General features: G+C 68.9%; 30 protein-coding genes and 1 tRNA gene. 7 read left to right on the top strand and 24 right to left on the bottom strand.

The genetic code is table 11. From position 1 onward, the window contains the following. Window positions 1-22: 22 nt before the first annotated feature. Window positions 23-679, top strand: coding sequence for a LysE family transporter (locus HKK74_RS03125; protein ID WP_187241497.1), 657 nt, complete (start codon window positions 23-25; stop codon window positions 677-679). 81 nt (window positions 680-760) lie between these two features. Here HKK74_RS03125 and HKK74_RS03120 read toward each other — a convergent pair whose 3' ends face one another. The 10 genes from HKK74_RS03120 to HKK74_RS03075 form a co-directional block, all read right to left on the bottom strand. Further along, window positions 761-1,156: a YciI family protein gene (locus HKK74_RS03120; RefSeq protein ID WP_187241495.1), complete on the bottom strand. Its 396-nt coding sequence runs from the start codon at window positions 1,154-1,156 to the stop codon at window positions 761-763. Window positions 1,157-1,199: 43 nt separating this feature from the next. Beyond that, complete coding sequence (locus HKK74_RS03115) at window positions 1,200-1,586, bottom strand: VOC family protein (protein ID WP_187241493.1); 387 nt, start codon at window positions 1,584-1,586, stop codon at window positions 1,200-1,202. 715 nt (window positions 1,587-2,301) lie between these two features. Beyond that, entirely contained in the window at window positions 2,302-2,718 is a 417-nt protein-coding gene (locus HKK74_RS03110) for a hypothetical protein (RefSeq protein ID WP_187241492.1), read from the bottom strand. Window positions 2,719-3,305: 587 nt separating this feature from the next. Further along, window positions 3,306-3,380, bottom strand: a tRNA-Met gene (locus HKK74_RS03105). Between the two features lie 136 nt (window positions 3,381-3,516). Continuing rightward, window positions 3,517-4,161 (bottom strand): CatB-related O-acetyltransferase, encoded by a 645-nt coding sequence (locus HKK74_RS03100; RefSeq protein ID WP_187241490.1) that lies wholly within the window; start codon window positions 4,159-4,161, stop codon window positions 3,517-3,519. 101 nt (window positions 4,162-4,262) lie between these two features. Then, window positions 4,263-4,721 (bottom strand): SgcJ/EcaC family oxidoreductase, encoded by a 459-nt coding sequence (locus tag HKK74_RS03095; protein WP_187241488.1) that lies wholly within the window; start codon window positions 4,719-4,721, stop codon window positions 4,263-4,265. A 308-nt stretch (window positions 4,722-5,029) separates the two neighbouring features. Further along, window positions 5,030-6,208 (bottom strand): CU044_5270 family protein, encoded by a 1,179-nt coding sequence (locus tag HKK74_RS03090; RefSeq protein ID WP_187241487.1) that lies wholly within the window; start codon window positions 6,206-6,208, stop codon window positions 5,030-5,032. Beyond that, a complete protein-coding gene (locus HKK74_RS03085) occupies window positions 6,201-6,758 on the bottom strand; it encodes an RNA polymerase sigma factor (protein ID WP_187241486.1) in 558 nt (185 codons plus the stop codon). The genes HKK74_RS03090 and HKK74_RS03085 overlap by 8 nt, the downstream gene beginning before the upstream one ends. Window positions 6,759-6,932: 174 nt before the next feature. Further along, window positions 6,933-7,772: an NAD(P)H-binding protein gene (locus tag HKK74_RS03080; protein WP_187241484.1), complete on the bottom strand. Its 840-nt coding sequence runs from the start codon at window positions 7,770-7,772 to the stop codon at window positions 6,933-6,935. Between the two features lie 222 nt (window positions 7,773-7,994). Continuing rightward, the gene (locus HKK74_RS03075) at window positions 7,995-8,777 is read right to left on the bottom strand and encodes an endonuclease/exonuclease/phosphatase family protein (RefSeq protein WP_187241482.1); all 783 of its coding nucleotides are present in this window, start codon (window positions 8,775-8,777) and stop codon (window positions 7,995-7,997) included. A 53-nt stretch (window positions 8,778-8,830) separates the two neighbouring features. Between HKK74_RS03075 and HKK74_RS03070 the strand changes: the two genes are divergently transcribed. Further along, entirely contained in the window at window positions 8,831-9,802 is a 972-nt protein-coding gene (locus tag HKK74_RS03070) for a hypothetical protein (RefSeq protein ID WP_187241480.1), read from the top strand. Window positions 9,803-9,833: 31 nt separating this feature from the next. Here HKK74_RS03070 and HKK74_RS03065 read toward each other — a convergent pair whose 3' ends face one another. From HKK74_RS03065 to HKK74_RS03050, 4 genes are all read right to left on the bottom strand, one after another. Then, on the bottom strand, window positions 9,834-10,436 hold the full coding sequence (locus HKK74_RS03065; protein ID WP_187241478.1) for a hypothetical protein: 603 nt from the start codon (window positions 10,434-10,436) through the stop codon (window positions 9,834-9,836). Between the two features lie 397 nt (window positions 10,437-10,833). Continuing rightward, a complete protein-coding gene (locus HKK74_RS03060; RefSeq protein ID WP_187241928.1) occupies window positions 10,834-13,608 on the bottom strand; it encodes an alkaline phosphatase family protein in 2,775 nt (924 codons plus the stop codon). A gap of 3 nt (window positions 13,609-13,611) precedes the next feature. Then, window positions 13,612-14,964 carry an ABC-2 transporter permease family protein gene (locus HKK74_RS03055; protein WP_187241476.1) on the bottom strand — a complete coding sequence of 451 codons (1,353 nt, stop codon included), beginning with the start codon at window positions 14,962-14,964 and terminating at the stop codon, window positions 13,612-13,614. Further along, on the bottom strand, window positions 14,964-15,923 hold the full coding sequence (locus tag HKK74_RS03050) for an ABC transporter ATP-binding protein (RefSeq protein ID WP_187241475.1): 960 nt from the start codon (window positions 15,921-15,923) through the stop codon (window positions 14,964-14,966). The genes HKK74_RS03055 and HKK74_RS03050 overlap by 1 nt, the downstream gene beginning before the upstream one ends. Before the next feature lie 219 nt (window positions 15,924-16,142). On the opposite strand from HKK74_RS03050, the gene HKK74_RS03045 reads away from it, so the two are divergent. Together HKK74_RS03045 and HKK74_RS03040 are read left to right on the top strand one after the other, a co-directional pair. Then, window positions 16,143-16,292: a hypothetical protein gene (locus HKK74_RS03045; RefSeq protein ID WP_187241473.1), complete on the top strand. Its 150-nt coding sequence runs from the start codon at window positions 16,143-16,145 to the stop codon at window positions 16,290-16,292. Window positions 16,293-16,494: 202 nt separating this feature from the next. Beyond that, a complete protein-coding gene (locus tag HKK74_RS03040; protein WP_187241471.1) occupies window positions 16,495-17,049 on the top strand; it encodes a DUF4189 domain-containing protein in 555 nt (184 codons plus the stop codon). Window positions 17,050-17,116: 67 nt separating this feature from the next. Here HKK74_RS03040 and HKK74_RS03035 read toward each other — a convergent pair whose 3' ends face one another. Next, entirely contained in the window at window positions 17,117-17,368 is a 252-nt protein-coding gene (locus tag HKK74_RS03035) for an NUDIX hydrolase (protein ID WP_187241470.1), read from the bottom strand. Between the two features lie 146 nt (window positions 17,369-17,514). Here HKK74_RS03035 and HKK74_RS41250 point away from each other — a divergent pair, with 146 nt between their 5' ends. After that, entirely contained in the window at window positions 17,515-17,991 is a 477-nt protein-coding gene (locus HKK74_RS41250) for an ankyrin repeat domain-containing protein (protein ID WP_187241468.1), read from the top strand. Window positions 17,992-18,164: 173 nt separating this feature from the next. Here the strand turns inward: HKK74_RS41250 and HKK74_RS03025 are convergent, their stop codons facing one another. Then, complete coding sequence (locus HKK74_RS03025; RefSeq protein WP_187241467.1) at window positions 18,165-18,500, bottom strand: winged helix-turn-helix transcriptional regulator; 336 nt, start codon at window positions 18,498-18,500, stop codon at window positions 18,165-18,167. A gap of 151 nt (window positions 18,501-18,651) precedes the next feature. Here HKK74_RS03025 and HKK74_RS03020 point away from each other — a divergent pair, with 151 nt between their 5' ends. Further along, window positions 18,652-19,548 carry an alpha/beta fold hydrolase gene (locus HKK74_RS03020; protein ID WP_187241465.1) on the top strand — a complete coding sequence of 299 codons (897 nt, stop codon included), beginning with the start codon at window positions 18,652-18,654 and terminating at the stop codon, window positions 19,546-19,548. Window positions 19,549-19,884: 336 nt separating this feature from the next. Here the strand turns inward: HKK74_RS03020 and HKK74_RS03015 are convergent, their stop codons facing one another. The 6 genes from HKK74_RS03015 to HKK74_RS02990 all read right to left on the bottom strand — a co-directional run bounded on the left by HKK74_RS03015 (window position 19,885) and on the right by HKK74_RS02990 (window position 23,704). Continuing rightward, window positions 19,885-20,235, bottom strand: a complete 351-nt coding sequence (locus HKK74_RS03015) for a DUF6247 family protein (protein WP_187241463.1) — start codon at window positions 20,233-20,235, stop codon at window positions 19,885-19,887. A 135-nt stretch (window positions 20,236-20,370) separates the two neighbouring features. Then, window positions 20,371-20,781, bottom strand: a complete 411-nt coding sequence (locus HKK74_RS03010; RefSeq protein ID WP_187241462.1) for a VOC family protein — start codon at window positions 20,779-20,781, stop codon at window positions 20,371-20,373. A 5-nt stretch (window positions 20,782-20,786) separates the two neighbouring features. Beyond that, window positions 20,787-21,251: a helix-turn-helix transcriptional regulator gene (locus HKK74_RS03005; protein WP_187241460.1), complete on the bottom strand. Its 465-nt coding sequence runs from the start codon at window positions 21,249-21,251 to the stop codon at window positions 20,787-20,789. Window positions 21,252-21,419: 168 nt separating this feature from the next. Further along, window positions 21,420-22,046 (bottom strand): VOC family protein, encoded by a 627-nt coding sequence (locus tag HKK74_RS03000; RefSeq protein ID WP_187241457.1) that lies wholly within the window; start codon window positions 22,044-22,046, stop codon window positions 21,420-21,422. 555 nt (window positions 22,047-22,601) lie between these two features. Continuing rightward, window positions 22,602-22,760, bottom strand: a complete 159-nt coding sequence (locus tag HKK74_RS02995; RefSeq protein ID WP_187241456.1) for a hypothetical protein — start codon at window positions 22,758-22,760, stop codon at window positions 22,602-22,604. Next, window positions 22,757-23,704 carry a helix-turn-helix domain-containing protein gene (locus HKK74_RS02990; protein WP_187241454.1) on the bottom strand — a complete coding sequence of 316 codons (948 nt, stop codon included), beginning with the start codon at window positions 23,702-23,704 and terminating at the stop codon, window positions 22,757-22,759. Before HKK74_RS02990 ends, HKK74_RS02995 begins: the two co-directional genes overlap by 4 nt. A gap of 101 nt (window positions 23,705-23,805) precedes the next feature. Here HKK74_RS02990 and HKK74_RS02985 point away from each other — a divergent pair, with 101 nt between their 5' ends. Next, window positions 23,806-24,849 carry a saccharopine dehydrogenase family protein gene (locus tag HKK74_RS02985; protein ID WP_187241452.1) on the top strand — a complete coding sequence of 348 codons (1,044 nt, stop codon included), beginning with the start codon at window positions 23,806-23,808 and terminating at the stop codon, window positions 24,847-24,849. Window positions 24,850-25,267: 418 nt separating this feature from the next. Here the strand turns inward: HKK74_RS02985 and HKK74_RS02980 are convergent, their stop codons facing one another. Both HKK74_RS02980 and HKK74_RS02975 read right to left on the bottom strand, forming a co-directional pair. Further along, on the bottom strand, window positions 25,268-25,597 hold the full coding sequence (locus HKK74_RS02980) for a DUF1330 domain-containing protein (protein WP_312881206.1): 330 nt from the start codon (window positions 25,595-25,597) through the stop codon (window positions 25,268-25,270). A 74-nt stretch (window positions 25,598-25,671) separates the two neighbouring features. Then, entirely contained in the window at window positions 25,672-26,040 is a 369-nt protein-coding gene (locus tag HKK74_RS02975) for a nuclear transport factor 2 family protein (RefSeq protein WP_187241450.1), read from the bottom strand. Window positions 26,041-26,397 lie beyond the last annotated feature (357 nt).

Raw genomic sequence — 26,397 nt, 5'->3', positions numbered from 1 at the left:
TCCAGCAGCAGCCCGGCCGACCATGGAGGCCGACTCTCTCCAGGTCGTGATCGCCGCCCTGGTCGCGGGACTCCTCGCCGGATATGGCATCGCCATGCCGGTCGGAGCGGTCGCGACGTACCTGGTGGCACTCACAGCTCGAACGTCTCTGAAGATCGGTGCCTTCGCCGCGCTCGGCGTCGCCACCGCCGACGGGCTGTACGCGCTGATCGCCGCGTTGGGGGGCTCCGCGCTCACTCCCGTGATCCAGCCGATCATGCTCCCGTTGCGCTGGTGCTCAGCCCTGGTCCTCATCGCGCTGGCCGTCCGGGGGGCGATCGTGGCGATCAGGCAGCACCGCGGGCACCAGACGTCCACTCGTACCGACGAGACACCGGTCAGTCCCGCACGGGCGTACCTGGGGTTGCTGGGGATCACGATGATGAACCCCACCACCGTGATCTACTTCGCCGCGCTCGTGCTCGGCAGCCAGGCCACGGCGGCTCCGGACCACCTGGAACAGGCTGTGTTCGTCCTCGCCGCCTTCGCGGCGTCCGCCAGCTGGCAACTGCTGCTGGCCGGCGGTGGCGCGTTGCTCGGCCGGGCCTTGACCGGCAGCCGCGGGCGGCTCGTCACCGCCATGGCCTCCAGCACGGTGATCACCGCTCTGGCCGTACACCTGCTCCTAACGGCGCTCTAAGCCGCATGATCAGCCGAAGTCGGCGAGCGGATACCGGCCGGCCTCCGCCCGGCGAGCGGAGGCGTCGGTCGCCGCCGGCGCTCACATCTCCTGACCGGACATGTCCATGATCGGGCGCACTTCCACGGCTCCGAACCGGGCATCGGGGAATCGCGCCGCGATCTCGGCCGCCCGTTCCGGGCTGTCGCAGTCGAACACGAAGTAACCCGCCAGCTGTTCCTTGGTCTCGATGTAGGGCCCGTCCGTGGTCGCCGGAACACCGTCGCGCACCCGTACGGTCTTGCTGTCCATCGGGTCGCCCAGGGCAACGCCGCCGACCAGCTCTCCGGATTCGGTGAACTCTTTGTACAGAGCCTCGTCATCCCTGAGCAGCTCGTCACGCTCATCCTGCGACAGGGCGAGGAACCGCGGATCCCGCTGGAATATCGGGTGCTCCCAGCTCTCCGGGTTGCTGTAGATCAAGAACAGGTACTTCATCTCCGCCTCCTATGGTTCACGTCCCGGGCTACGACACCGTTGGCTACGCGGTACCGGCGACGCCGATCAGGTTGCCCTCCGGGTCGGTGAAGTGCCCGACCACGAGATCGTCCCCGGGAGCCCGCTCGGGGCCCATCCGGCGGGTTCCGCCGAGGCTCTCGGCCTTCCGGAGCGCGGCCTCGACGTCGGGAACGCCCACATAGAACAGGACGCGGCGCTCGTACCCCTCGCCACCGCCGACGCCGCCGGGGATCCCGGTCACGTCGCCGTCCGTGCCTCCGTGCACGAACCCGTAGTCGCCCGGCTCGGACACCGCTTCGGTGGCCGCGTCGCCCGTGGCGAACTCCCACCCGAACAGGTCGCCGTAGTAGCCGCGAAGTTTCGCCGGATCGGTCCCGATGATCTCGAAGTGCACCACTGGCTGTCCCATGACTCATCCTCTCCGCGCCGACGGCTCGGCCCCATGTAGAGGTGCCCTGTGCGGGCGCCCTGCATCAGAGGTCGGAGCAGAAGGCCCGGTCTCGACATCACCCGGCGACATCCGCTCCCACGGCGAGATCTCTCCATCGCGGTCTTCACCGCCGCCTCAGCGCACCGTACGCGGGTCGGCAGTTCGCCATCGTGCCGGGCGGCGTGCAGCATCTGAGCCATGTCGAGACGGCCGGCCGCGAGCCCCGTCAGGTGGGCGGCACGGCGGGTACGCCGGTCCGTCGCGGCGAGGGCGGCCCGCAGCGGTTCGGCTGGAACTCAGGGTCCCCGCCGCCCATCCCATCGCGCGAGCGATTTGCGACACCCGGCGGGCCGCCCGAGCCTGGTGGTTCGGGCTCAGACGACCAATGGAAGGCGACTCGAGCCGGCGCCGGTCGGGCTCCCGACCCCGAAATCGGAGATGAGCCAGACGTCGCCGATCCGCAACGTGATGGCCGCGCCTTCGCACGGCCGACCGTAAAGGATCCCGTCCACCACCTGGGGACCCAGGTCCTCGTCGTCCGGGTACCCCTTTGGCGGCCCGTCCGGCGAAAGGAGATCGGCGGACCCGTGCTCAGGCGGAGACCAGAGTCTGATCGCTGAGAACCTCAGCAGCCGACGGCCCGGCCCTTTGCCGAGTGGGAAGACATGGGCCGCGGCCCCGACGAACATCACCGTCACCGCGAATGAGGGCACTGGATCCCTTTCCAATTCCGCAACTCCCGCCGCCACCACAGGTGGCATACGGCAACGGTGACTCCGAGCATGGTGACCAGCAGCCCGCCCGCGTACCACCACAGCGCGTCGTAGGGGTACCAGGCGAGGCGTGCCCAACTGCCGTCGACCCTCACGTCCACGGACTCCTCGATCCGGTACTCCGAGGGGAACGGGACATCGAACTCACGCTCGGCACCGCCCGCCATCAGCACCCGGATGCGGTAGTCGGCCTCGTTGTGACCGACCACGGTGGCCGTCTGAACCGCTGAACGCTCCCAATGCGCGTCCTCCACGTGCTGCTTCTGGCCACCGAACGCGAGGAGCCCCACTCCGGCCACGATCACGGCGAGCGCCGCGATGCCTCGTCCCGGTTGCAACGCGCGCCGTACCGCAGGTGGTCATCAAAGATGGCGACCCGGCCGTCAACGAACTGAACGTGGCGGCGCACCGTCTCGACCACCTCCGGTGGCGCGTGGGCTGCCACCTGAGCACTGCCGATGATTCCGATGCAGGTTGCTTGATCCCTGCCCGCCGGCCGTACGACCCATGCTGGGTGCGGCCGAGGTCGGATGGCTATCGCTTTTGTGCCCGGTAACGCTTGAGCAAGGCGGTGATCTTCTCGTGGTCCTTCGCACCGTTCAGTTCGCCGAGAAGATCATCAGGGCAGACCTCGTAGTGGTCGCCCCACCAGCGACGCCCCCTGTTGTCCCAGATTCGGTAGCCCCCTGGTACTCCTCTGGCGACGTACCGCCTCCTACTCACGATCCGCCCTGAGTCGGTCGCCGTTTGCCGCGTGGTCGACCCTCATGGTCGGGCAGGAAGCCCGAGAGCGCTCTACCGACCGGCACTCTGCTCATAGTCGGCGTCAGCACACACAGCCGTGAGGCCTCCCACGGGCACAAGCCCAATGGCGTCGTATTCCTGGAACGACCTAACCCTGGCGTCGCACCGGGAGGTGCATTCGTGGCGCGAGCAGGATTTGAACCTGCGACCTCAGGATTATGAGCCCTGCGAGCTGACCGAGCTGCTCCATCGCGCTGAAAAGAGCGTATGAGAGCGGTCGCGTGAGCGCCACATATTTATCCGGCGCGGCCGCGGGCTCGCCGCTTCAGGCGCCGGTCGATCCGGAGCCCGTACGGACCAGCACGCTGGCGGTCGGTGACGACTGAGGTGGGTCAGGCTCGGGGCATGAGCTTTTCGAGGTCGTCGATGGTGCCGGACATGATGACCCGCAGATGTTCGGTGATGTGCTCGGCGGGCCAGTCCCACCATGCCAGCGCCAGGAGGCGGGCGATCTCGTCGTCGTTGTAGCGGGTGCGGATGAGTTCGGCCGGGTTGCCGCCGACGATGCCGTAGTCGGGGACGTCGTCGACGACCACGGCGCCCGAGGCGATGATCGCGCCGTGTCCTATGTGTACGCCGGGCATCACCATGGTGTTGTAGCCGAACCAGACGTCGTTGCCGACGATGGTGTCGCCTCGGCCGGGTAGGCCGGTGATCAGGTCGAAGTGTTCGGCCCAGGATCCGCCCATGATGGGGAAGGGGAAGGTGGACGGGCCGTCCATGCGGTGGTTGGCGCCGTTCATGATGAACCTGACCCCAGTGCCCAACGCGCAGAACTTCCCGATTATCAGCTTCTCCGGCCCGTAGTGGTAGAGCACGTTCCGGGTCTCGAAAGCGGTCGGCTCGTCAGGGTCGTCGTAGTAGGAGTACTCCCCGACCTCGATGAGTTCGGAGGTCACCAGCGGCTTCAACAACACCACCCGCGGCTGGTCGGGAAACGGGTGAAGGACCGTTGGGTCAGCGGGGACGTGGGGCATGGCAGTGGCTTTCAGCTCGTGAGCGGTCAGCAGATCATCCCATCAGCCAGGCCTCGCAGATATGGCTGACGCCATCAGTTGTCGACGGGTGAGTACCGGCTTCACCTTCCGGAGCCGAAGATGGGCCTGCTTTCCACGCTCGCCCCCAGCTCGTCGTCGGGCACGCCGATGTTCTGGCAGGCGGTCAGGAGCCACTGCCCGTCTTCCTTCGCCATGACCCACAGCGGAGAGCCCACGTCCGGCCCGTCGGGTGTTTGGTACACCTGGCGCAGCTTGACGGCAGCGACGTCGGGGCGGATGAACAGCACGTGTTCCAGCTCGAACGTGATCGTCAGGCCCTGCATCCCACCGGGGAGCACCTGGTGGGTGAATGTCGAGATCTCGTCGAGGCCGAAGAGGCGTTTGCCGCCGCCCGTCGTCCAGATCGCGTCGGTCCGGAACAGGCGGAGGAACTCGTCGGGGAGCTCGTTGTTCTGGGCGTGTTCGACCGTGGCGACCAGCTGCTTGATCGCGTCGATCTCGGCCTCGCGTGTTTGCGCATTGGTGTCCGTTGTGCTCATGAAAATCACTCTGGAACATCAAGCGCACTCGAGGTCAAGGGGTTGCGGGCGGGTCCCGCGCGAAGCAGATCTCGATCTACCAGGGGCTCACTTATTCGCGATCACGCCGCGCGACCCGCAACCACCCTGTGACCGCGGCCGAGGGAGTCCTACCTGGAGCGCCTGGCCCCTGAACGGCCGCACCTCGCCGCCCACGCCCGCGAGGTTTGGGCGAACGAGGGCGACGAGGCGCTGGACGACCGTTTCACCTTCGGTCCGCAGGCCGTCCTGGACGGTATCGAGACCCGGCTGATGGACCGGGCGAAGGGTCAGTCGAACGGCAGTTCGGCCGGGGGGGTCGGCTTGGTGTCGGTCCAGTTCGTCGAGCGGACGGCCTGGTATTCGATGATGAAGCCCGGCTTCATCTCCGCGTACCGGCCGCCGGGCTTGGTCAGCTCCTCCTGGCGGGACAGCAGCGCGCCGGTGCGCTCATCGAAGATGACTACTGCGCGGGAGCGGTAGGTCCCTTGATCGACCTTTGGCCCACCGAACTCGCCGGTGACCGTCGTGGCGCGGTCGTCGGAGGCCAGCGCGACGCCCTGGCGGTCCAGCGGGTCGGTGCCGCGGCCGATCGCGTGGATGCCCGGCTGGGAGGCCAGCGCCCGCATCAGGCCCGCCCGCACCTTCGGCGGGACCGGAGCACGCCCCAGGAGCGACGCCACCCTCATGATGTCGGAGTAGGGCTCCGCCTGCCGGAAGCGTTGTTCCAGTTCGGCCCGCGGATTCGGCAGGTGGCCCATCGCCCTCTTCATCTCCGTCTCGCTCAAGAACATCTTGGCGAGCTCGTCCGGGGAGGTCGGCAGGTTCTGCAGCTCCTTGGCCGACTTCCCCATGAAGTCCCCGCCGCCGCGGGGGTCGGTGCCGCGCTCCGGGCCGTTCGCGCTCCACTTCGTCGCCTTGGTGGTGAAGGTGAGGTACTTGTCGCCCGACCAGACGCGGAAGCTCGACGGGGAGCCGGCCTTGCGCCACAGTGCGGCATCCCGCGCGGTCAGCGGGTGGGCCGGGAGGTCGCGGCCGTAGTACGCCTCGCCCATGCCGGGCTTCGCGCCGTACCAACTGAACGACTCGCTGGTCGCACCGGTGATCGCGTAGGTACCGGTCTTCGGACGCATGATGTAGGACTGGCCGTCGAGGTGGTCGACGTACCAGTACTTGCCGATCGGCTGTTGTTCCGCCTTCTCCGCCGCCGCGAGGATCGCCCCCTTGGCGTCCAGGTTCACCGTGCGGAGCGGCGCGGGGTTCCCCCCGCCGGACGTATTCCCCCCGACGAGTGTGAACGCCAGGGTCGCGGCCGCGCCCGCCGCGACCACGCCGCCCAGGCCCCACCGCAGCCGGGGCAGTGAACGGCGCGGCGCCTCGTTCAGCAGTGCCTTCGCCCGGGCGATCTCCTGGGCGGTGGGCGGGGCGGGCTCGGGGTAGCGGTCCCGGACCATCCGCACCTCATCCATGTTGTTCCTCCAAAGTGAGCATCGGATTGGTCCCGCCCAGCGCCTTGCGCAGCGTGGTTCGGGCGCGGTTCAGCCGGGAGCCGACCGTGCCATAGGAGATCCCCAGCGCCGCCGCGACCTCGTCGTGGCTGAGGTCGGCCAGGGCCACGAGCAGCAGCACGTCGCGTTGCCCGCGCGGCAGCGCCGCGATCGCCCCGGCGAGCTCGCCTCGCAGGCCCTCGGCGCTGACCCGCGAATCGACCCGTTCGGTGTGCTCCTCGCTGCTGCGGCCCGGGCCGAGGCGGGCGCGTGTCCGCAGCGCGCGCGTCTCGGCCCGCTTGTGCCTGCCGACCACCTTGGTCGCGATGCCGTACAGCCAGGTGCGCACGTGCGCACGTTCCGGGTCGTAGCGCCGGCGTTGCCGGAACGCCTCCAGAAACGTCTGCGCCGCGACGTCGGCGGCGGCGTCCGGGCCGAGCCGCTTGGCCGCGTACCGGTGGATCTCGGCGAAGTAGACGTCGAAGACCTCGTCGAAACGCTCGGCCGGGCGGGGCGGGGGGTCCCCTGTCATGTGGTGCCTTTCCATGGCGCGGATGGCGGTCACATAGGTATCAACCGCAACCGGCTTCTACTTTCCCGCCCCGAGGCGTGGTCCGGGCGGCCTCCTCCCTGAGCCGGCGCCCTGCGGAACTCCTATGCGGAAAGCAGCCCACCCGAGATCACGCTGACCGCCCCGCCCCGCCGGCTACCGGTACCGGTCGGCGTGGTCGACGGCCCACCGGGCGAACGTGCGGCCGGGATGGCCGGTGATCTTCTCCACCTCCGGCGAGATCTCGGGCGTCGCGCCGACCGACGCCCGCCAGGCACCGAGGATGGCGTCGAAGAACCGCGGCGCCATGAACCGCCCGAAGAACTCCCGGGCCTCCGCCTCGGTCTGCTCCACCACGGTCAACTCGCGCTCGATCGCGGCGCCGATGGCCGCCACCTGCTCGCGCAGGGTGATCCGCTCCGGCCCGGTGAGCACCGGCGCGGCGTTGTTCAGCCGGTCGGTGGTCAGCGCCACCACGGCGACATCGGCGATGTCCTTCTCGTGGATCGGCACCTGCACCGAGTCCGGGTAGGGCAGCGGGACGGTGCCGCTGGCCCTGATGGTGTGCCGCCAGGCCGAGGCGTTGCCGGCGAACGTGTCCGGGCGCAGGAACGTGTACGTCAGCCCGGACGCGGCGAGAGGCCTCTCGATCCTCCTGAGGAGGTTGCCTCCGTTGAAGTCGTCCTCCACGCCCTCGGCCGCCGCCGCGGACGACGACAGCAGCACCACGTGCTCGACCCCCGCCTCCGACAGCACCGCGACCAGCGCGTCCGGGTCCTGCATGCGCGGGTACAGGAACACCCGATCCGCTCCCACCAGCGCCGCCCGAAGGCTCTCCGGCTCGGTCAGATCCGCCGGCGCCACCTCCACACCCGCCGGGAACACCGCTCCACCCGGATCCCGGCTGGTCACCCGCACCGGCACCCCGCGCTCCAGCAGCCCGGCTACCACATTGCCGCCCACGTTCCCGGTCGCCCCGGTGATCACCACAGTCATGTCCCAGCCATACCGCGCCATCACCTCCACATCAAGGCCACGCCCCCGCGAGAAAGACCCGGAAGCCGCGACAGAGTGGCGCCATGGGCCGGCCGGAGCCGAGGCGCGCGATCGACGCGCAGATGGATCTGCTCGGCGCGGTCCTCCGCAAGTGCCACCACCATGAGGCGGGCGCTCGATGTCGGGTGGCCTGCAAGTGGCTGCGCCGACAGGACCAGCCGGTTACGGGATCGGTGAGAAGTCGACGCGCAGCGGCAGGTGGTCCGAGGGTTCGGTCGGGGACGGCAGCGCGGTGTCGCGGAAGAGCTTGGGCAGAGTACCGGGGCGCGGCTCGAGTCGTCCCGTGGAGAACAGCAGGTAGTCGAGCTTGCGCGGTCGGCCGTTGATGGCACAGGTGTCCCACGGCCGCTGGCTGCGGCAGCTCTCGTCCATCCCCCGCTCCAGCGCAGCCGCGACCACGATGCTCTGAGATATGGCGTTGAAGTCGCCGGCGAAGATCCAGGTGGCGTCCGGGGCCGTGGCATCGCGGTGCGCGAGGAGTTCGAGCATCTGACGGTGGCCGACGTGCTCGGCGCGCGGCGTCGACTCGGGTTGCCACGCCAGGTGGGTGCAAGCGACATGGAGTGGCCGGTCATCGAGGGTGAGCCGGACGATCAGCGCCAGGTCGTCGTCACCGCGACGCTGTGCCTCGTAGTGCAGTTCATGGTGTTCGAGCCCGCCGAAGAGGGAACGCCGGGCGAAGACGGCCACGCCGTCGGGGCGCCGGCCGCGCTGCACGTAAGCCGCACCGTGGGTGGTTTCCAGGCGAGCGCGCAGGCCGTCGTACATCGCGGGCTCAAGCTCCTGCAGGCACAGCAGGTCGGCGTCGAGTTCCTCGACGCGGGTGAGCAGCAGGGCGTGGCGGCGGGCCGGGCTGAGGGCCTCGGGAGGGCAGAGGGGGTAGCGATCGGGGTGGGCGAAGGACTGGGCTAGAACGTTGTAGGTCACGGCGGTGAAGGTCGTCATGCAGCGCACGGTAGGGATCGGGACCGGGAGCACGGTAGGACACGATTGCGGACATGGCAGTGAGCGACACCTCCCCGATGGGCTGCACCTGGCAGCGCTACCTCGAACACCTGACCGGCGAGCACGGCGGGTGGACCGCGCTGACCCACACGCTCATGCGGCGCGCCGGGCCGTGGGTGGGGCTGCCGGTTGATCCGGGAACGATCGAACGCGGGCTGCGCCGCCTCAAGAGCCGGGGCAACGCGTCCGGCGGGCAGTACGGGCGCTGGCTGCTGCGCTACTTCGGCGTGCCGCAACCGCTCGAAGACACCGCGCGCTGGATGGGGCAGTACCACGGCCGCTTCGCGGACCTGCCGCTGTCGCTGCGCGAGGCACAGCTGTGGCTGTGGGACCGGCCGCCGATCGCCGAGTCGCCCACCGCATGCTGGATCCACCTCGGCCTGGCCTCGGTCGCGCTGCGCCGACGCAACCCCCAAGATGCCCGGCTGCGGTTGGTGCATGCCGCCGACACGACGCACGTGGCCGTGGCCGCGCAGGTCGAGTCCGCACTGCTTGAGGCCCGGCTGGAGACGGACGCCGGTCAGGCGGTCCACGCCGACGAGGCACTCGCGCGGGCGCAGGCGCAGATCGCGCGGCTGCCACCCGGCGGCGAGCGGGACTGCTATCACGCGCGCTGGGCCGATCAGCGCGCGTATCACCTGATCCACGCCGGGCCGCAGCCGCGCCTGTTGCCGGCGGCACGGCTGTATCGATCCATCAACGTCCGCAGCCCCGTTGCCTTTGCGCTGTTCCGGCGCGATCACGGGCTGGCGTACTGCCACTGGAAGCTCGGCGACCGCGACCGCGCGATCCACCACGCCCGTGCCGCCGCCGAGCAGGCCGGCGATGCCGGCCTGCTTCGCTTCCGCGTGATGGCGCTCCAGCTCCTGGCCCACATCGAGCCGCGCGAGGCCCAGCGGCTGCACAGCCGCGCCGACCGCATCATCACCGAGCTGGAGCACGTGGACCTTAAGCGCCTGAGGTGACGCTCTCCGGTCCCTGGTCGGCGACGGAGAGTCAGAGCGCAGGCATGAGGCCGAGGGCGGCCAGCAGCGTCGGTACGGCCAGCAGGATCAGGCCTAGGACCACGGGTGCGCCGAGCACGCCGAGGAGGGCGACGCCTTTCCGGAGCCCGAAGCGCCGCGAGTAAGAGATCGCCAGGACACCGTAACCGGCTGCAAGCAACAGGAAAAAGAGCACGTAACCGACTCCGGCCACGTCGATCTGGTCGGCCGTTCCCGTCAGGCCCGCGGCCATGCCGACCGCTTGCACCACGCTGCCCAGGGCGTACACGCCGAGCATCGCAAACGCTCCCCACAACAACACGCCCAGACGCGCCGGCGGAACGAACCTCGGGCGCTCGGCGACCGACAACAGTGCCACGGCCGCCCCCATCGCCTTCAGCCCGACGACAAGCCAGTTCATCACGGCGATCCCAGAGGCGTACTCGGCGTAGGGGCCGTCGGCGAAGCGGTCGGTCATCTCGAAGACGACGTTGACGACCGCGAACCCGATGCAGGACAGGGCCGCCAGACGTCCTATCACGGTGACGCCGATGCCGGGCCGCGCAGGAGCTTGGGGACGATCGGTTGCGGAAGCAGCGGAAGCGGTGGAAACCATGTCACCAGCCAACACGAATCTTGCGACCGAGCCCTCCCCCCTGAGGGGGAGGACATCGCGAGCCACAACCACAAAAGCCCAGGTCAGACGCTGTGACAGCACGTTCGCTTTGATGAACGACGTGATGGCTCAGTGGTGTTCGGTGGACAGCTCGACCCGTGCCTGGAAGACGTCACCGGCCCGCAGTGCGTCCTCATCGATCAGAAAATGCAGGTAACCTCCGTCGTCCCACACCCAGCGGCCTTCGGGCGCGTTGAGCGTGAGCGGGCCGAGAGTGAGGCAGACGCTCCGGGGGGTGTGATCCGCAGGTGGTCGGCGGCGAGCAGTGGAACAAGTCGCTGATCGGCGGACGGCCCGCCGGGATCCCCGGCGAGCCGTCGTGTGAGTTGTGCGGAGGTCAGCCGTCGGTCTCCCGCGCCGGCAGGTAGCCACCGGGCACCTCGGCCGGGGTGAAGATCTTGCTCTCACCCGGGTAGGGCGTGTTCCAGTTGTGCGCCTGGTACCAGGTGAAGTGGTCCATGAGCACGGGTGGGGCGTAGTCCGCGACCGCGTTCGGCCCGCTCATGCGCTGGTTCTTCTGCCAGGCGGCCCAGGCATTGGCGATGTCCTGCTTGTCAGCGGGCACCTTCGACGCCGCGGTCTGCGCCGCCGAGGCGCCGGCCGGGGTGTCGTTGCCGCAGGCGGGCGGGGTGGCCAGGCCGTCGGTGAGCGGGACCTTGTTGGGCACCGCCTTGAACGGCGTGTAGTCGGGCTTGTTGGTGAAGGCCCGGCTCATCGGGGTGGCCGCGCTGTCCTTCTGGTTCATCGGCTGGATCCCGAGGATCTGCTCGATGGTGCGGATCATGGTGATCTGCGTGTAGTAGTTGCTGTCCACGGTGCCGCGCTGGGCCCAGGGGCTGATGATCTGCACCGGGCCGCGCGCGCCGTCGACGTGGTCGACGCCGTTCTGGGTGTCGTCCTCGATCACGAAGATCGCGGAGTCCTTCCAGTACTTGCTGTGCGAGATGGTGTCGACGATCTTGCCGACGGCCAGGTCGTTGTCGGCGACCTGGGCGATCGAGTTCGGCGCCCCACCGGTGTGGTCGCTGGAGAGCCAGAACATGTTGAGGTTGGCCGGCCCGTTGGCCTTGAAGTCACGCTTCCAGATCTCGTGCCGGTAGATGTCCGGGATGTTGACGTCGTACTTCGGGTATTCGTGCACCGTGATGTCGTTGAGCGACGGGATCGGCGACTGGGTGTCCGTCTTCATGGTGGTGTCCTGACCGGTCGCCTCCATGTTCCGGGTGTCGCAGTAGAACTTCTGCCACGACGAGCCGGCCGGCTTGGTCAAGAACTGGGTGAACTCACCGAAGTTGCGAGCGGTCTTGCCGGCGGCCTGGGCACCGGTCCACAGGAAGCCGGAGCGCTGGTGGCCCAGCGCGTCGTCCTCGGTGTCATAGCTGCGCTGGTACAAGCCCGCGCTGGACTCGGTGTACTCCGGGTTGTCGGCCTGCATCAGCCAGTTGTGGCCCTCGGCGGAGTTGGTGCCGGTGGAGTAGGTGTTGTCGTAGAGACCGAACTGACGCGCGAGAGCGTGCTGGTTCGGGGTGACCCTCTCACCGAACTGCGCCAGCGACGGGTCGCCGTTGCCGCGCGGGTCGTCGCCGAACAGCTGGTCGTAGGTGCGGTTCTCCTTGACCAGCAGGAAGACGTGCTTGATGGTCGACGGGTCACCGAGGCGCTTCGGGACCGGCACGGCGTGCGCGGAGTTGCCCTCGGCCTGCTTGACGTCGTTGTTGCCCCAGCCGTTCTGCGCGAAGACCGTGGCCGTGGACTTGGCGATCACCTTGTCGGCCGGCAGCTTGAACCGAAGCAGCGAGCCGGTCGAGTCGTGGGTGTTGTGGCCCGTGGCCGGCGTGGTGCCGGTCCCCTTGTCGATCGTGCGTGTCGGGCCGCGCTCGCCGATGCCGCGGAGGTTGGTGACGACCACGTCGTCGCCGACGGTGGTCACCTCCTCCGGGTAGTAGTCCATCGGGAGCAGGCCGACGTAGCTGACCGGCTCCTGCGGCTTGGTGTAGCGGTAGACGGCGACCGCGTTCGCCCGGCCGAGGGTGACCAGCAGGTGGCCGTCCTCGGTCAGGGTCACACCGTTCGGGGCGTAGCCGACCGTGGCCTGCGGCCACGGCCGGGTGGCGATCGTCTGAACGACCTTGTCCTTGGAAGTGTCGATGACCGAGACCTGGTCGTCGAAGGTGTCGGTGACGAAGAGCGCGCCACGGGCGGCGTGCATCGCGGTCGGGTGCAGACCGACATCGATAGAGGCGACCGAAGCGGCCGGGTCGGCAATGTTGATCACGCTCACGGTGCCAGTGGTCGTCGCACCCGTGACCGGGTTGGCCGGCACCTGGGTGCCGTAGGAGTTCATCGTCGTCTCGCCGGGCTTGGCCGGGCGGCCGCCCTCGTTGCTGACGTAGAGCTTGTTGCCGACCAGCGCCAGACCACGCGGCGCGGTGCCCACGGTCCAGTTCTGCTGGATCGCGCCGGTCGCGGCGTCCATCGCCACGACGCGGTTCTGGCCGTTGACGGCGGCGTACACGGTCTTGCCGTCAGCGGAGAAGACCGCCTGGGCCGGCAGCGCCCTCTTCGAGCCCTGCGCGGCGATGGTGATGAAGGTCGGTGCGCTGAGGGTGCCGTCGGCGTTCACCGGGAAGCGGTTGAAGCCGTCGATCTGCGGCATCCACAGGGTCTTGCCGTCCGGAGAGTAGGCCGGCCCCTCCTGCCCGACGTTGTTGTTGGAGATGCGCAACACACCGGCGGTCGAGGCGGTCCCGGCCTGCTGCAGCACCTTGTAGTTCTTCAGGTCGACGATGGTCAAAGCGATCGACCGGTCGTTGGTGAGCGCTGCGAGGAAGCGGCCGTCCGGGCTGACCGTCGAGGCGAGCAGTTTGCCGTTGTCGACGAGCAGGCGGTCACCGATCGGCTTGATGATCTGGTCGCTGGCGAGCTGCAGACCGTCCTCGTAGGTGGAGCCGACCTGGTTGGTGCCGAACACCTCGGTGGAGGCGTAGGCGATGCCCCCGCTGGCGATGGCGAGAGCTGCGGTGCCGGCCGCCACCATGCGGACCCGGCGGCCGGTGAGTCGACCGAAGAGCCCGAGATGGACCTTCGCGACGCGCTGGCGCGTGACTTGCATCATTCAATCCTTCGTGCTTGCGAGCAGGTCGACGTTCCCGTCGAACTGCCACAGGGGGTTGGGCGCGTCCCCAGTCGGGGTGCGCACCTGGAAGTAGCCGTTCACCTCCTTCGGTCCGTCTCCGTCGGCGACGTACCGCCCGTCTGCGGTGACGTCGAGCTGGTAGATGGCGTTGCCCACGGCGGTCGTGCCGGGGAGGTGCCAGGACACGACACACCGCCAGTCGTTGCCCGGTCCCTGGTCGAGGACCCGGGAGCCGCCCTTGTCGCAGGACGCGGTGGCCTGTAGCTGGGCCTCGGTGACGTCGGGGCGATGGAGCTCCCACGTCTGCAGCCGGTAGAGGTGGGCGAACGACGTGGCGAGCGAGTCCTGCAGCTTGGCCCGCTCGATCCCGGAGCCCTCAGCCGAGGTCGCGCCGGTGACCACCACCGCGGTGAGGGCGACCAGACCGGCCAGCGGTAGCGCCCCCGCCACGAGGACACGCCGACCAGACCCGTCGTATGTCAGGTCGGTGAAGTCGCGGCGCAGGAACAGGCGATAGGCCAACGCGGTGGCGATGACCGCCCACACCAGGCTCACCGCGAGGCCGATGAGGAGGGGGCCCGCCTGCGCCGGGCTGGTGAAGAGCCCGCGCCAGGCGAGGAAGGCGTGGCTCGGCAGGGCCAGCCGCACGGCCACCGGCAGCGGGAGCAGCTGCGCGAGCTGCAGCACGAAGGCGAGGACCGCGGGCATCAGCAGCCCCATCGGGGAGCGGCCCAGGGCCACCGAGCCGAGGAGGCCGACCGCGGCGAACGCGAGCGTCGCCGCCAGCACGCAGGCCCACGCGAGCAGGACGGCGCCGCCCGCGTCCGCCGGGGCGAGGAGATGGCCGTCCAGGCCGACGAGCGGTCGGTTGCCGACCGCGGCCAGGCCGCCGGCGATGCTCGATCCGGCCAGCCCGGCCACCAGCAGCAGGAGCACGGTGAGGCTGGCGAGGCCCTTCGCCACGAAGATCCGCCTCGGCGAGCGGACCGCCACGAGGAGATGGCGCCAGGTGCCCAGCCGGTCCTCGGCCGCGAAGACGTCGCCGGCGACCAGCGCCGTCAGCAGCGGGAGCACCCAGCTGCAGGAGAAGCCCAGCACGACCAGCGACCCCGCCCAGCCGGTCGCGTGCATCGAGCGGCCGAAGACCGTGTCGGTGGGCAGCGTACTCTGCAGGCTCACCACGGCCACGGCGGCCGCTGGAGCGATCCAACAGGCGAGCAGCAGCAGGCGGATCCGCCACTGGGAGAGCTGTTTGACCAGCTCGAACCGGTAGCCACGCAGCACCGGCGCCGGCCGGACCCCGGCCTGGGGTGGTGCGACGGTCGCGGTCATCACAGATCCTCCTCGTCGGTCTGCCCGGCCCCGGTCAGGGCCAGGAACGCGGCCTCGAGCGGCGCCACCACAGGCGCCAGCTCTCGCACCGCCACGTCGGCCCGCACCAGCCGAACCACCAGCTCGTCGAGGGCCGGCACCGGCCCGCGGACCACAAGTGCGTCGGTGTCCGGCTGCTCGACGCGGTCGCGACCGGGCGTGACGCGGAGCCCTGGCGTGTCCAGCGCCACCTGGTGGGCGGCTGCCGGGTCAGAGGTACGCAGCCGGTAGTCGAGCTCGCCGCTCTCGGCGGCGAGCTTGCTCACCGGTCCGGAGAAGACGACCCGCCCGGTGGCGAGGACGGTGACCTCGGAGCACAGCGCGGCGAGGTCGTCCATCCGGTGGCTGGAGAGGACCACCGCGGTCCCGTCCGCGGCGAGCCTGGTGATGACGCGGTGCACGTGGCGCTTGCCGGCAGGGTCCAGACCGTTGGACGGCTCATCGAGCACGAGCAGTCGCGGTGTGGTGAGCAGCGCGGCGGCCAGCCCAAGCCGCTGGCGCATGCCGAGCGAGAATCCCCGGATGCGGTCGTCGGCGACGTCAGTGAGCCCGACCTGCTCCAGTGCGTCGTCGACACTCGCGGTGCGACCGGTGTCGTACCCGCGCAGTGATGCCAGGGCCGAGAGGTTCTGCCGCGCGGTGAGCGACGGATAGAGCCCGGGCCCGTCCACGAAGCCCGCGACGCCGTCGGGGACGGCGAGCGTCCGCCCGACCGTCGTACCCAGGATCTCGAGACGGCCGCTGTCCGCGACCGCCAGGCCCAACAGCAGGCCGAGGAGCGTCGTCTTGCCCGCGCCGTTCGGGCCGATCAGGCCGTGGACCTGCCCGCTCGCCACGTCGAGGTCGACGCCGTCGAGTGCGACCACATCACCGAAGGATTTTTTGATCCCGCGACCCCGGACTGCGGGGCTCCTGTCCATGTCGGTCTCCCTTAGCTTTGCTAACAGCAAAAGGAACCTAGAGATCGCGGTTTGCCTTGGAAGGGCGCGCAGTCGAACATTGGGCAAATGCCCCTCAACCCGGCGATATGCCGCTCAACCCGGCGATCGCACGGTCGCACTGGTCAACGCGCTCGCGCCCTGGATCTCACCCGGTGCCGGGGCGAGGCGTTGGACGCGCTCGTGGCCACGATGAGCAGCGTGTCAGAGCAGCCGGAAGATCCCCTTCGCACCTTCCCGACCAGTGGCCCACAAGTCCGGCGAGCCGTGTTCGGCGGCAGCGACCTCGTCACCTATGCCTTCGACGACGCCGCTGAGATCATCACAGTGACCGATGTGACCTGGATCTGACTGAGGTTTCGGGCCCACAGGCCCGGAACCGATCTACCGGAAATGACGTCCTAGTTCTGCTTCTTAGTGATGGTGCAACCGCTACGATCTTCCGGACATTGACGTATCTGGGGGAGGTGGGTCAACTGTGCAACCCCCGCAACCGCCGTACGGCGGCCAGCCGCCCGCGTACGGGCCTCCGCCCGGCCCACCCGGACCACCGATGCCGCCCGGGCAGCCGGGATGGGGACCGCCCGGCCCGCAGCGGCCGAACAATAACAACGCGACGGTCATCATCGTCATCATCGTCGTGGTCTTCGTGCTGCTGATCGGCGGCGGCGCCGTCGTAGGGTGGGCGTTCGTCGGCGCCTCGGGGGGCAAGTCGGCGGCCGCGGGGCCCACGGTGTCGGACATCCCAACGCCGCCCAGCTACAGCCCGCCGCCGGCACCCAGCTACACGCCGTATTCTCCGCCCGACACGTACTCACCGCCACCGCAACACTACGGAGCCATTGCCGTGGCACGCGATGGCAGGCTCGGCAAAGCCTGGGACTACAGCACTGCGGCCGCAGCCAGACGGCGAGCATTGAATGAGTGCGCCCGCTCCAGCTGCAAGGTTCTCACGGTATTCGTCAACAGCTGCGGCGCCATCGCATACAACTCCCGCACCAACAAGTACTGGGGCGGTCGTGGTGCCACACGGACCGCAGCTCAGAAGAACGCCATATCCAACGCAGGCGGCGGCCGCTGGATCACCTGGGTGTGCACCACACGGTAGAGGAGTTGAGAGCCTGCTTCCCATGGGTGCGGGAAACCGGGTTCACGCGAGACATCCCATCGCAAGGTCACCCCCCCTGGAGCTCGTGCCGGACGGCGTCGCGAGGATCCTCATCGAGCTCGACGACACCGCCCGGTTGGACCCACGCCCCGTTGTCACGGCGCTTGATCGCCAGTACACGTCCGTCCTCTCGGATCACCGCGCCGCCGACGCTGACGGAATGGCGAGGGAGGTCGGGCGGGTAGTCGCCGCGCTTGATCCCATCCCGCAGGTCGTCTGCGACCTGCTGGTACCGGGATCGGGGTGATTCCAGGCTCATCCGCACCTCACGGGCTGATGCAACAAGGGCTACGCCAACGGTATGCCGCTCTGCCGGGCGCTGCCGCCTGCGTGGCCAGGCTCGATTCCATCTGTCGGAGGGCGCGTGACCCACGGGTCGCGGCTGCGGGTGTAGACACTCCTGTTGTGGATGAGGTCGCTGAAGTACTGGGGTGGGCGGTGTACGACGACGATGCCGACACCGTGCGCAGGCTCCTTGCCGGTGGTGCTGATCCGAACGGGGTCGACGATGATGACATCCCGTTCATGGAGACTGCAGTGTCCCGCTGTAGCAGCGGTGCTCTACGGGTTTTGGTCGAGTACGGGGGGCGCCTTGACGGGACGACCGGCGGCCGTAGGCCGTTGCTGTACTGCCTGGTCGCTGGCGGCGATCTTCGCACAATGTTGCCTGTCTTGGTGGAGTTGGGCGCCGATGTGCGGCAACCGTTGAACTCCCATGGCTGGACCGCTTTGCATTTCGCGGCAGCGTACGGCGACATGCGCTCAGCCCGTTTGCTGCTGGACGCGGGTGCGGATCCAGCGGCCCGAACATTGAACGGGCTTACGCCAGCTGATATGGCCATGGGCAACGGCCACCACGACGTCGCCTGGCGCTGCCGCTAACCCTCTGCGCCAGACGGGCCGGATTCCGGTCAGCCGGCGCGACAAGTTGAAGGTGACGGGGCCGCTGTGACGCACGGCCGTCACGGCCGAGCTGCTGGTGTCCTCCTGTCATCACACACCGGCGTTGGACTCCCTCGTCCCATACGCGCAGGCAATCCCTTGGAATCGATCATTTAGGGACGGGGGATGGCCTCGATGGTCCTCATGTGCTTCTCGCCCCAGTCGCCGAGAGGGAGGAGGGCCGTGTTGAGCGACTGGCCGAACTCGGTAAGTGAGTACTCCACCTTGGGTGGAACCTCGTAGTAGACCTCACGGTGCACCAGGCCGCAGTGCTCCATCTCCCGGAGCTGCTGGATCAGCATCTTCTCGCTGATGCCCACCACCGATCGCCGCAGCTCTCCGAATCGCCGGGGTTCGTCGTGGAGCTCCCACAGGATCAGCGCTTTCCATTTGCCTCCCACGACGTCGATGGCGGCGTCGAGCCCGCACGTGTAGCCCAGCTTCTTCATCGATCCCCCATACTTACCAATAGGTCAGTACCTGAGAAAATAGTAGGTACTTGTGGAGTATTAAGCAAGGGGGCAGCATCGGAGGTGCTTCGGCCGGGGCCTGAATCCATGGGCCCACCTCAAACGGCCTGACCTGCAAGGAGATCGCACAATGAAACACGGGCACGTTGTTGCCAACGGCATAGACCTCGCCTACGTCGAGGAGGGCGATGGGCCGCTGGCGCTGCTGCTGCACGGCTTCCCTGAGTCCGGCGAGGCGACCTACCGGCATCTGATGCCGGCGCTCGCCGCAGCCGGATACCGGGCTGTTGCTCCGAACATTCGAGGGTTCGCGCCGTCCGCACTCCCCGCGGACGGCAGCATGCTCCTCGCCGATCTCGTCGCCGACGCCAACAGCCTGCACGAGGTACTGGGCGGCGACGGCGACGCGGTCATCATCGGTCACGACTGGGGCGCCGCCACCACCTGGGCCGCGGCGAACGTGGCACCACAACGATGGTCGAAGGTGGTGGTCAGCGACGTTCCGCCACTGGAGTTCTTCGGCGGCTACGCCAGCACCTATAAGGGAATCGAAAGGTTGAACCACTTCTGGTTCTTCCAGATGGACATGGCCGAGCAGATCGTGGCCGCCGACGACATGGCCTACCTGCGTCAGGTTCTGCAGGAGAAGTGGAGCGCACCCGCCTACGACGTCACCGAGGATTTTGAGGCGACCAAGAAGGCCATCGGCGAACCCGCCAGGCTACGGGCGGCACTCGACCTCTACCGGATGAACTTCGGCCCGAAGCACATGGGGACGCCGGCATGGAACAGCGAGCATGCCGCGCTCTGGGGCGAGCTTCCCACCCAGCCGACGTTGTACCTCCATGGCACCGAGGACATGAGCGTCGTCTTGGATGAGGCCGACCTTGCCGCGATCGGAGCCTCGCTTTCCAAGGGCTCTGAAGCGGCCTTCATCGAAGGCGCCGGTCATCTCGTACCGGCCGAGAAGCCCGCCGAGTACAACGCGCGCGTTCTCCAGTTCCTCGGAAAGGACATCTCCAGCTAGGCCACGGACGGAGTCGTTTCGTACGAGCGCCAGCTACCGACCGCCGCCCACAGAGGCTCTTCGCGGCGGTGGACCTGGGCGACCATTTCGGCACCTTCCAGGGCGCCGAAGTGGTCACCAAGTCTCGGGCGTCTTCGGCGTGCAGGCCCGAGTGCAGCAGCTTGTCGTACGTAGACCAGCAGCTCCCAGCCTCGTAACACGGCCGCGCACACGCGCCGGATCTCGGAGTCGGTGCCCAGCGTTCCAGCGCCGCCGGCCCCAATGGCCGCCTGTTCATCGGACCGCGAGGCGGCATCGTGACCGACCGCGCCTGTTCTCAGGGTCCCGGATGATGGATCAGAGCCACGCCACGCGGATCAGGTAGACCTCGCGCTCGGCGAGGATATCCCGCCATGACCGTCCCCGGGGGACCGTCTCCCCAGAGCGGATCTGTTCGGCGAGGGCATGCATCTGACGGCGCCCCTCGGGATCTTTCACCGAGTCACAGGCCGTGATCCACCAGCGGTGCACGAAATCGTTCAGCACGCCGAGATCCAAACTCACCCGGACCTCGTCCAGCACGGCCTTAAGCCCGGCATCGAACGCCTCACGGTCCTGCGGCACAACGAGGGCGGCCCGGATGGCACGCAGACTCTTGTCCGGCATGGGCACGCTGCCCGTCCGGTATTCCAGCGGTTGTGCGGTCATCGCAACCCTCCTCCCTCCTGGGGTTGGTTCCGGCTTCTACGGTGGTCGTCTCGGCCTTGTTCCCTTCGAAGGCCTCGACCATCAGCGGGAACCGCGCGTCCCAGCTGTGAGTCGAGTCTGCGATTACCGGACGGCTCAGCGCAGCTCCTGGATGCGGATCATGTTGCCCGCAGGGTCGCGGAAGGCGCAGTCGCGAACCCCGTAAGGCTGCTCGGTCGGCTCCTGGACGACCTCGGCTCCGCCGGCCTGCACCTTGTCGAAGGTGCCGTTGAGGTCGGCGGTGGCCAGCAGAATCCAGCCGTAGGTGCCCTTGGCCATCATCTCGGCGATGGTGCGGCGCTCGTCGTCGGTGATCCCAGGGTCGGCGGCCGGCGGCGCCAAGAGGATGGACGTGCCGGGCTGGTCGGCGGGGCCGACCGTGATCCAGCGCATCTTGCCGCTTCCGACGTCGCCCCGGACCTCGAAGCCGAGAATGTCGCGGTAGAAGGCCAGGGAGGCGTCCGGGTCGTCGTGCGGGAGGACGCTCGTGTGGATGGTGATGCCCATGACAATCAGGCTAGTTGCGGCTCCGCGACTCGCGCTTCTCGACCCCTGATCGGCCTGGTCACCTGTTTCGCCACACACGATGGAATCCCCGCCGCAGCGCCCGTGGTCTGGCGCCGGTAGGCGCTGGGCGGCACACCGACCAGCTCGGTGAAGCGCGTGCTGAAGGTACCCAGCGACGAGCAGCCGACCGCGAAACACACCTCGGTGACACTGAGGTCGCCACGACGCAGCAGCGCCATCGCACGTTCAATGCGCCGTGTCATCAGATAGGCGTACGGCGACTCGCCGTAGGCAAGCCGGAACTGGCGGCTGAGGTGCCCGGCCGACATGTGCACTCCGCGAGCGAGCGCCTCGACATCCAGCGGCCGCGCGTACTCCCGGTCGATCCGGTCGCGGACGCGGCGCAGCCGTGCGAGGTCGCTCTGGCGCTGCGCCGCGGTGAGTGCACGGCCCCACGAGGGGTGACACATGAGAGAACTCCTTTTATCGATGTCCGCTTATCGATGTCCGCGAGCAGCCGGGTTACCTGCCGAGGTAGCCGCTGCGGTGCCGAGCCCGGTGTCGTGGCCGGGCCCGCAGTCGGCTGAAGCCGGTGCGAGCGCGTCAGGCTGTGGTGTGGTTGTGCCGCGCCACCCGGCTCAAAGCGATGCGGTCTCCGATGCGGTCTCCCACGCGAACCCGTCCGGGTCGGTGAAGGGCCCGACATCGCTGCCAATCATGAGCCGGTGCGATCCGGTGCCGTCGGGAGAGACGCCGGCGTCCTTGGCAAGGGCCCGGCGCCCGTAGAGCGCCAGCTTGACGGGACTCGACGGAGTGGCGAACTCGACATACTTACGGCCGAAGCTCTTCGCCACGGCGAGGCCGCGGTCAACGTAGAACCGCTTGCTCGCGGCCACGTCCGCGACTCCCAGCAGGAGCACGATCTCGTCGATCTGCCGGGTGGCCGGGCCGGTGTCCTTCTTCGCCGAGGTCGCGACCTTCCAGATCGTCCCGTCCGGGGCTCGTACGACCCCGCCGTAGCCCCAGAACGACTTCGCGACCGGCTTCAGGAGCGAGGCGCCGGCGTCGAGGGCGGCGTCGATGAGGCCCTTGACGGTGGCGGGCTGGGACACCGTGAGCGACATCGTGAACCCGCGGAAGCCGGTCGTCGGTGCCTCCGAGGCCCGCAGGCGCACCTGAGTGCCCAACCCGAAAGCGGTCGTGTAAAAGCGGTTGGCGGCCGTGGGGTCGGCCGCCTCAAGGGTGACGGATTTGATGGAAATCATGGCGATGAGGCTATGCGCGGCTCCGTGACGTGCGCTTCTCGATTCCTGACCGGTCTGGTCACCTGTTTCGCCACACGACGGCATTCCGCTGCAGCGCCCGTCGCCTGGCGTCCGTAGGCGCGGAAGTGCGCCGCTGGTAGCGGACCGTCAGCCCCGCGACCTTGCTTGACGAACGTCGTCTTGGGGCAGTCGGGGTTCTCGCAGTACTGACACTCCCCTGGACGACGATGTGACTGGGCGTCAACCGGGAGACGCTGCGGTTGTGGGTGCGCCAAGCCCGAGCCGGGCAGGCTGGCGCTGAGCCGGCGGATTTACAGTGCGCCACGGACTCCCGGCTTGCTCCTCCGCTGACCTGCGCAGGGCTCCGTTCAATGCCGTGCAACGCCACGTCGTCGCCCGGCTCGTTCACCGGGGATCCGGCTACGACGAGGACCGCGCATATCACGGGCGCAGCGCGGCGATGATGCCAGGAACGATCGGATCGAGACCGCCACGTGACCAGGGCCTTCGCGGCGACGGCATCGCTGCGAAGGCCCTGGTCATCAGGAGGGGTTGTCAGAAGGAGACTGCGACCAGGGCGATGGCGGAGCCGGCGAAGACCACCGTGTTGCGGATGTAGGTCTGGGCTCGCACCCAGCGAGGGAAGGCGTTCTCGGCGGCCTTGAGGAACGGCGCGACCTCAACGCGGGCCAGTTCCGGGTCGCCCTTGCTCACGCCCGGAACGTCCGGCGGTAGGCGTCCGGCGGTACGCCGATCGTGCGGTGGAAGTGGCGGCGCAGTGTCGTCGCCGTGCCCATGCCCGCGGCCGAGGCGATGGTGTCGACGCTGTCGTTCGTGGTCTCCAGCAGCTCCTGCGCGCGGCGGATCCGCTGCGTCAGCAGCCACTGCAGCGGGGTGGTGCCGGTTACCGAGCGGAAGTGGCGGGACAGGTGGCGCGAGCTCATGTCCGCCTGGCGGGCCAGGTCCTCCACGGTGAGCGGCTGGTCCAGCCGCCGCATCACCCAGGGGAGCAGCTCAGCCAGGGGATGGCCGTCCTGGGCGGGCACCGGTGTGGTGACGAACTGGGCCTGGCCACCGGCCCGGTGGGGCGGCACGACCAGGCGGCGGGCGACCACGTTGGCGATCGCCGAGCCGTGGTCGCGGCGGACCAGATGCAGGCACAGGTCCATCGCTGCGGCCTTGCCCGCAGACGTGAGCACGCTGCCGTTGTCGACGTAGAGCACGTCCGGGTCGACCTTCACCCGGGGATGGCGCGCGGCCAGTTGCTCGGTGTGGGCCCAGTGCGTGGTCGCGCGCAGCCCGTCCAGCAGGCCGGCGGCGGCGAGCACGAACACGCCCGTGCACAGGGAGACCACCCGCGCGCCTGACTCGTGGGCCGCGCGCACCGCCTCGACCAGGTCGGCCGGCGGGGCCTCGTCGACGTCCGCCAAGGCGGGGACGATCACGGTTTCGGCGTGCGCCAGCCGGTCGAGCCCGCAGTCGGGCTCCAGCAGGAACCGGCCGACCCGGACCGCGTGCGTGCCGCACACCCTGACGTCGTACCAGGGGACTGGCAGGACGGCCGGGGCGGAGCCGAAGACCTCGTAGGCCAGAGCCAACTCGAAGTGCAGCATCCCGTCGGTAGCGGCGACCGCGACGGAGCGCGGGAAGGAGCTCATGTCGGGAATTGTACGGGTCGTGTCGTTCCGGACACTGGCACCGACGGGCCAACGAGGACAGGATTTCCGCAGTGGATCACTTCGAGCACGGGGGAGCAGGCATGGGATCGGGTCGGAACGTGGCGGTATTCGGCGCCTACGGGCACACCGGGCGGTTCGTGGTCGCGGAGTTGCGCGAGCGCGGATACGTCCCGCTGCTCCTCGGCCGCGATCAGGACAAGCTGCTGGCGCTGGCGCAGGCCCAACCGGGGCTCGAGGCGCGGCAGGCGTCGGTCGACGATCCAGCCTCGCTCGACCGCGCGCTGAACGGCGCGGCCGCCGTGATCAACTGCGCCGGGCCCTTCGCCACGACCGCCGCTCCGCTGGTCGAGGCGGCGCTGCGCGCCGGCATCCCGTACGTCGACGTGGCGGCCGAGATCGAGGCGAACCTTGACACGTTCGCGCACTTCGCGGAGCGCGCCCGCGCCGCGGGCACCGTGGTGGTCCCGGCGATGGCCTTCTACGGCGGCCTCGGCGACCTGTTGGTCACCACCGCGATGGGCGACTGGACGGCGGCGGACGAGGCGCACATCGCCTACGGCCTGAGCAGTTGGCACCCCACCGCCGGAACGCTCGCTGCGGGCGCGGTCTCGGGGCAGCGACGGGGTGGCCGCCGTGTCCGCTACACCGGCGGACGGCTGGAGTACCACGACGACGCTCTGCCGACCCTGGAGTGGCCTTTCCCGCCTCCGCTCGGCCCCCAGAGCGTCATCGGAGAGTTCAGCATGGCCGACGTCGTCACTGTTCCCAGCCACCTGGCCGTCCCGGAGGTGCGCACCTACATGACCGCCAAGGCGGCCGCGGACCTGTCCGCTCCTGACGCCTCGGCACCGACCGCCGTCGACGAGCGCGGCCGCTCCGCGCAGACCTTCGTCGTCGACGTCCTCGTCCGCTCCGGCGGCACGGAACGCCGCGTGGTCGCCGCCGGTCAGGACATCTACGCCATCAGCGCGCCACTCGCGGTGGAGGCCGTCGACCGCATCCTCACCGGCCGGACCAGGACCACCGGCGTCGCCTCCGCGGGCGCGGTCTTCGACGCCCCGGACTTCCTCCGCGCCCTGTCCTCGCACCTCTCGCTGCACGTCCCGCTCGACACACGCGGCTGACCGGCGACCCGTACCGGGATCCAGACCGTGGTCAGTGCGGCCGATGAGCAGGCCGGTCACCCCGTGCGGGGCGGCCGTCCGGGCCGAGCACGGTGGTCGACCTTCCGGACGTGGCGGGCGTGCTGCGGTGCTGCGGCGGGGCAATGCCTCGGTTCTGGGTAGGGCGACCGGCCCGCCCGGGCCGGTGTCCGCCGCCGGGGCCATGCGCAGGGGTCGGTAGCCGTCAGCGTCGAGCCGGCATGAGGCGCTCGACGAGTAGACACGGGTACGGTACGAGGGCCCCGGCTTCCGACCTGGGGCCCTTCGCCGTTTCGCGGTCGACCTGGTCGGCTGCTGGGTGAGTCCTACTTTCTGATGGGCGCGCCCTTACGGTAATCCTCGGAGTCGAGACGCATTCCGTCCTGGGCGGTGAAGAACATCAGAGCCCCTTCCTGAGCTCGGCGGCCATCGCGGCCGAATCATGGTCGGATCCGACACCTTCGACGAGGATCACCTCGCCCTCCAGATGGTCCGCTCGCAGCGGCAGGATCGCCTGGTAGGCGGCCGACTCGTACCAGCCCCGCGCGTTCTCCCCCGACGGGAACTCGAGCATGACGACGCTCCCGGGCCACCGGCCCTCGCGGACATCCACCGCTCCCCCGTGGACGATGAAGCGGCCGGAGAACGGGTCCAGCGTCGCCTGGATCCTCTCCATGTACTCCAGCACCTCCGGGTGGAGCTCCTCCGGGTCACGAAGATGCGCGATCACATAGGCGGTTATGGTTCCTCCTTGGTTTCATGGACGACCGGGGCGGACCGGCCCAGCGGTCCGGCCCGAGGTGTTCAGACTCCGGCCGGCACCTTGTCGAGAAAGCCGAGCACCTGGCTGATCCGGCCGTCGTCACCGATCACCGCGACGTCGAAGCCGATGACGACCGGCTCGCCGCCCTCAGGCCCCAGGTGCCAGGTGAACCGCGCGATGTCATGGTGGGCGTCCACGCCGCCGCCGAGGCTGAAGACCAGCCCGCCGAACTGCCCCTGAACCGCCGCGATGGTGGCGTCGAGCCCGTCCCTGCCCTGAACGGAGACCAGTGGGTCGATGTACACCGCGTCCTCGGCGAAGACCTCCGCCAGAACGGCCTGCCGCACGGTGGCGTCGGTCTCGCTCCACGCGCCGAGGTAGCGCTGGACCAACTCGTTCATGTCACTCATGTCTCTTCCTCAGTGGTCGTGCTCTCTTGTGACCACCAAATTACGGAGGCGGGAACGACGGGGAATCTGTCGTGCTTAAGTACTTCCGCCCACGCCTTCAGTACGCGGTCGGCTCGCCGGCCACAGCATCGCTGTCCTCCTGCGGGTCTACGCCAAGTGCGTCAACGGCCAGGACACCACGGTGAACCGGCGCATCGACGAGGCGCTCGACGAGTTGGCACGCACGGGTACGGTACGAGGGCTCCGGGTTCCGTCCCGGGCCCGTCGCCGTTTCAGGGGGCGACCTGCGGAAACGTCCGCGATTCCATCCCGCGAATATCCCGCGACCACCGACAAACGGCGGCTCCGGGTGGCGTC

This window comes from Actinomadura alba (assembly GCF_014323705.1).
Lineage (GTDB): Bacteria > Actinomycetota > Actinomycetes > Streptosporangiales > Streptosporangiaceae > Actinomadura_C > Actinomadura_C alba.
The sequence above is the reverse complement of the archived record's forward strand: the minus strand, read 5'-3'. Positions and strand labels throughout refer to the sequence as shown.

Excerpts from the sequence above, each read along its gene's own strand:
- HKK74_RS03125 (WP_187241497.1), top strand. The coding sequence starts at position 23 with ATGGAGGCCGACTCTCTCCAGGTCGTGATCGCCGCCCTGGTCGCGGGA.
- HKK74_RS03120 (WP_187241495.1), bottom strand. The coding sequence starts at position 1,156 with ATGAAGTACCTGTTCTTGATCTACAGCAACCCGGAGAGCTGGGAGCAC.
- HKK74_RS03115 (WP_187241493.1), bottom strand. The coding sequence starts at position 1,586 with ATGGGACAGCCAGTGGTGCACTTCGAGATCATCGGGACCGATCCGGCG.
- HKK74_RS03100 (WP_187241490.1), bottom strand. The coding sequence starts at position 4,161 with ATGCCCCACGTCCCCGCTGACCCAACGGTCCTTCACCCGTTTCCCGAC.
- HKK74_RS03095 (WP_187241488.1), bottom strand. The coding sequence starts at position 4,721 with ATGAGCACAACGGACACCAATGCGCAAACACGCGAGGCCGAGATCGAC.
- HKK74_RS03090 (WP_187241487.1), bottom strand. The coding sequence starts at position 6,208 with ATGGATGAGGTGCGGATGGTCCGGGACCGCTACCCCGAGCCCGCCCCG.
- HKK74_RS03085 (WP_187241486.1), bottom strand. The coding sequence starts at position 6,758 with ATGACAGGGGACCCCCCGCCCCGCCCGGCCGAGCGTTTCGACGAGGTC.
- HKK74_RS03080 (WP_187241484.1), bottom strand. The coding sequence starts at position 7,772 with ATGACTGTGGTGATCACCGGGGCGACCGGGAACGTGGGCGGCAATGTG.
- HKK74_RS03075 (WP_187241482.1), bottom strand. The coding sequence starts at position 8,777 with ATGACGACCTTCACCGCCGTGACCTACAACGTTCTAGCCCAGTCCTTC.
- HKK74_RS03070 (WP_187241480.1), top strand. The coding sequence starts at position 8,831 with ATGGCAGTGAGCGACACCTCCCCGATGGGCTGCACCTGGCAGCGCTAC.
- HKK74_RS03065 (WP_187241478.1), bottom strand. The coding sequence starts at position 10,436 with ATGGTTTCCACCGCTTCCGCTGCTTCCGCAACCGATCGTCCCCAAGCT.
- HKK74_RS03060 (WP_187241928.1), bottom strand. The coding sequence starts at position 13,608 with ATGCAAGTCACGCGCCAGCGCGTCGCGAAGGTCCATCTCGGGCTCTTC.
- HKK74_RS03055 (WP_187241476.1), bottom strand. The coding sequence starts at position 14,964 with ATGACCGCGACCGTCGCACCACCCCAGGCCGGGGTCCGGCCGGCGCCG.
- HKK74_RS03050 (WP_187241475.1), bottom strand. The coding sequence starts at position 15,923 with ATGGACAGGAGCCCCGCAGTCCGGGGTCGCGGGATCAAAAAATCCTTC.
- HKK74_RS03040 (WP_187241471.1), top strand. The coding sequence starts at position 16,495 with ATGCCGCCCGGGCAGCCGGGATGGGGACCGCCCGGCCCGCAGCGGCCG.
- HKK74_RS03035 (WP_187241470.1), bottom strand. The coding sequence starts at position 17,368 with ATGAGCCTGGAATCACCCCGATCCCGGTACCAGCAGGTCGCAGACGAC.
- HKK74_RS03025 (WP_187241467.1), bottom strand. The coding sequence starts at position 18,500 with ATGAAGAAGCTGGGCTACACGTGCGGGCTCGACGCCGCCATCGACGTC.
- HKK74_RS03020 (WP_187241465.1), top strand. The coding sequence starts at position 18,652 with ATGAAACACGGGCACGTTGTTGCCAACGGCATAGACCTCGCCTACGTC.
- HKK74_RS03015 (WP_187241463.1), bottom strand. The coding sequence starts at position 20,235 with ATGACCGCACAACCGCTGGAATACCGGACGGGCAGCGTGCCCATGCCG.
- HKK74_RS03010 (WP_187241462.1), bottom strand. The coding sequence starts at position 20,781 with ATGGGCATCACCATCCACACGAGCGTCCTCCCGCACGACGACCCGGAC.
- HKK74_RS03005 (WP_187241460.1), bottom strand. The coding sequence starts at position 21,251 with ATGTGTCACCCCTCGTGGGGCCGTGCACTCACCGCGGCGCAGCGCCAG.
- HKK74_RS03000 (WP_187241457.1), bottom strand. The coding sequence starts at position 22,046 with ATGATTTCCATCAAATCCGTCACCCTTGAGGCGGCCGACCCCACGGCC.
- HKK74_RS02990 (WP_187241454.1), bottom strand. The coding sequence starts at position 23,704 with ATGAGCTCCTTCCCGCGCTCCGTCGCGGTCGCCGCTACCGACGGGATG.
- HKK74_RS02985 (WP_187241452.1), top strand. The coding sequence starts at position 23,806 with ATGGGATCGGGTCGGAACGTGGCGGTATTCGGCGCCTACGGGCACACC.
- HKK74_RS02975 (WP_187241450.1), bottom strand. The coding sequence starts at position 26,040 with ATGAGTGACATGAACGAGTTGGTCCAGCGCTACCTCGGCGCGTGGAGC.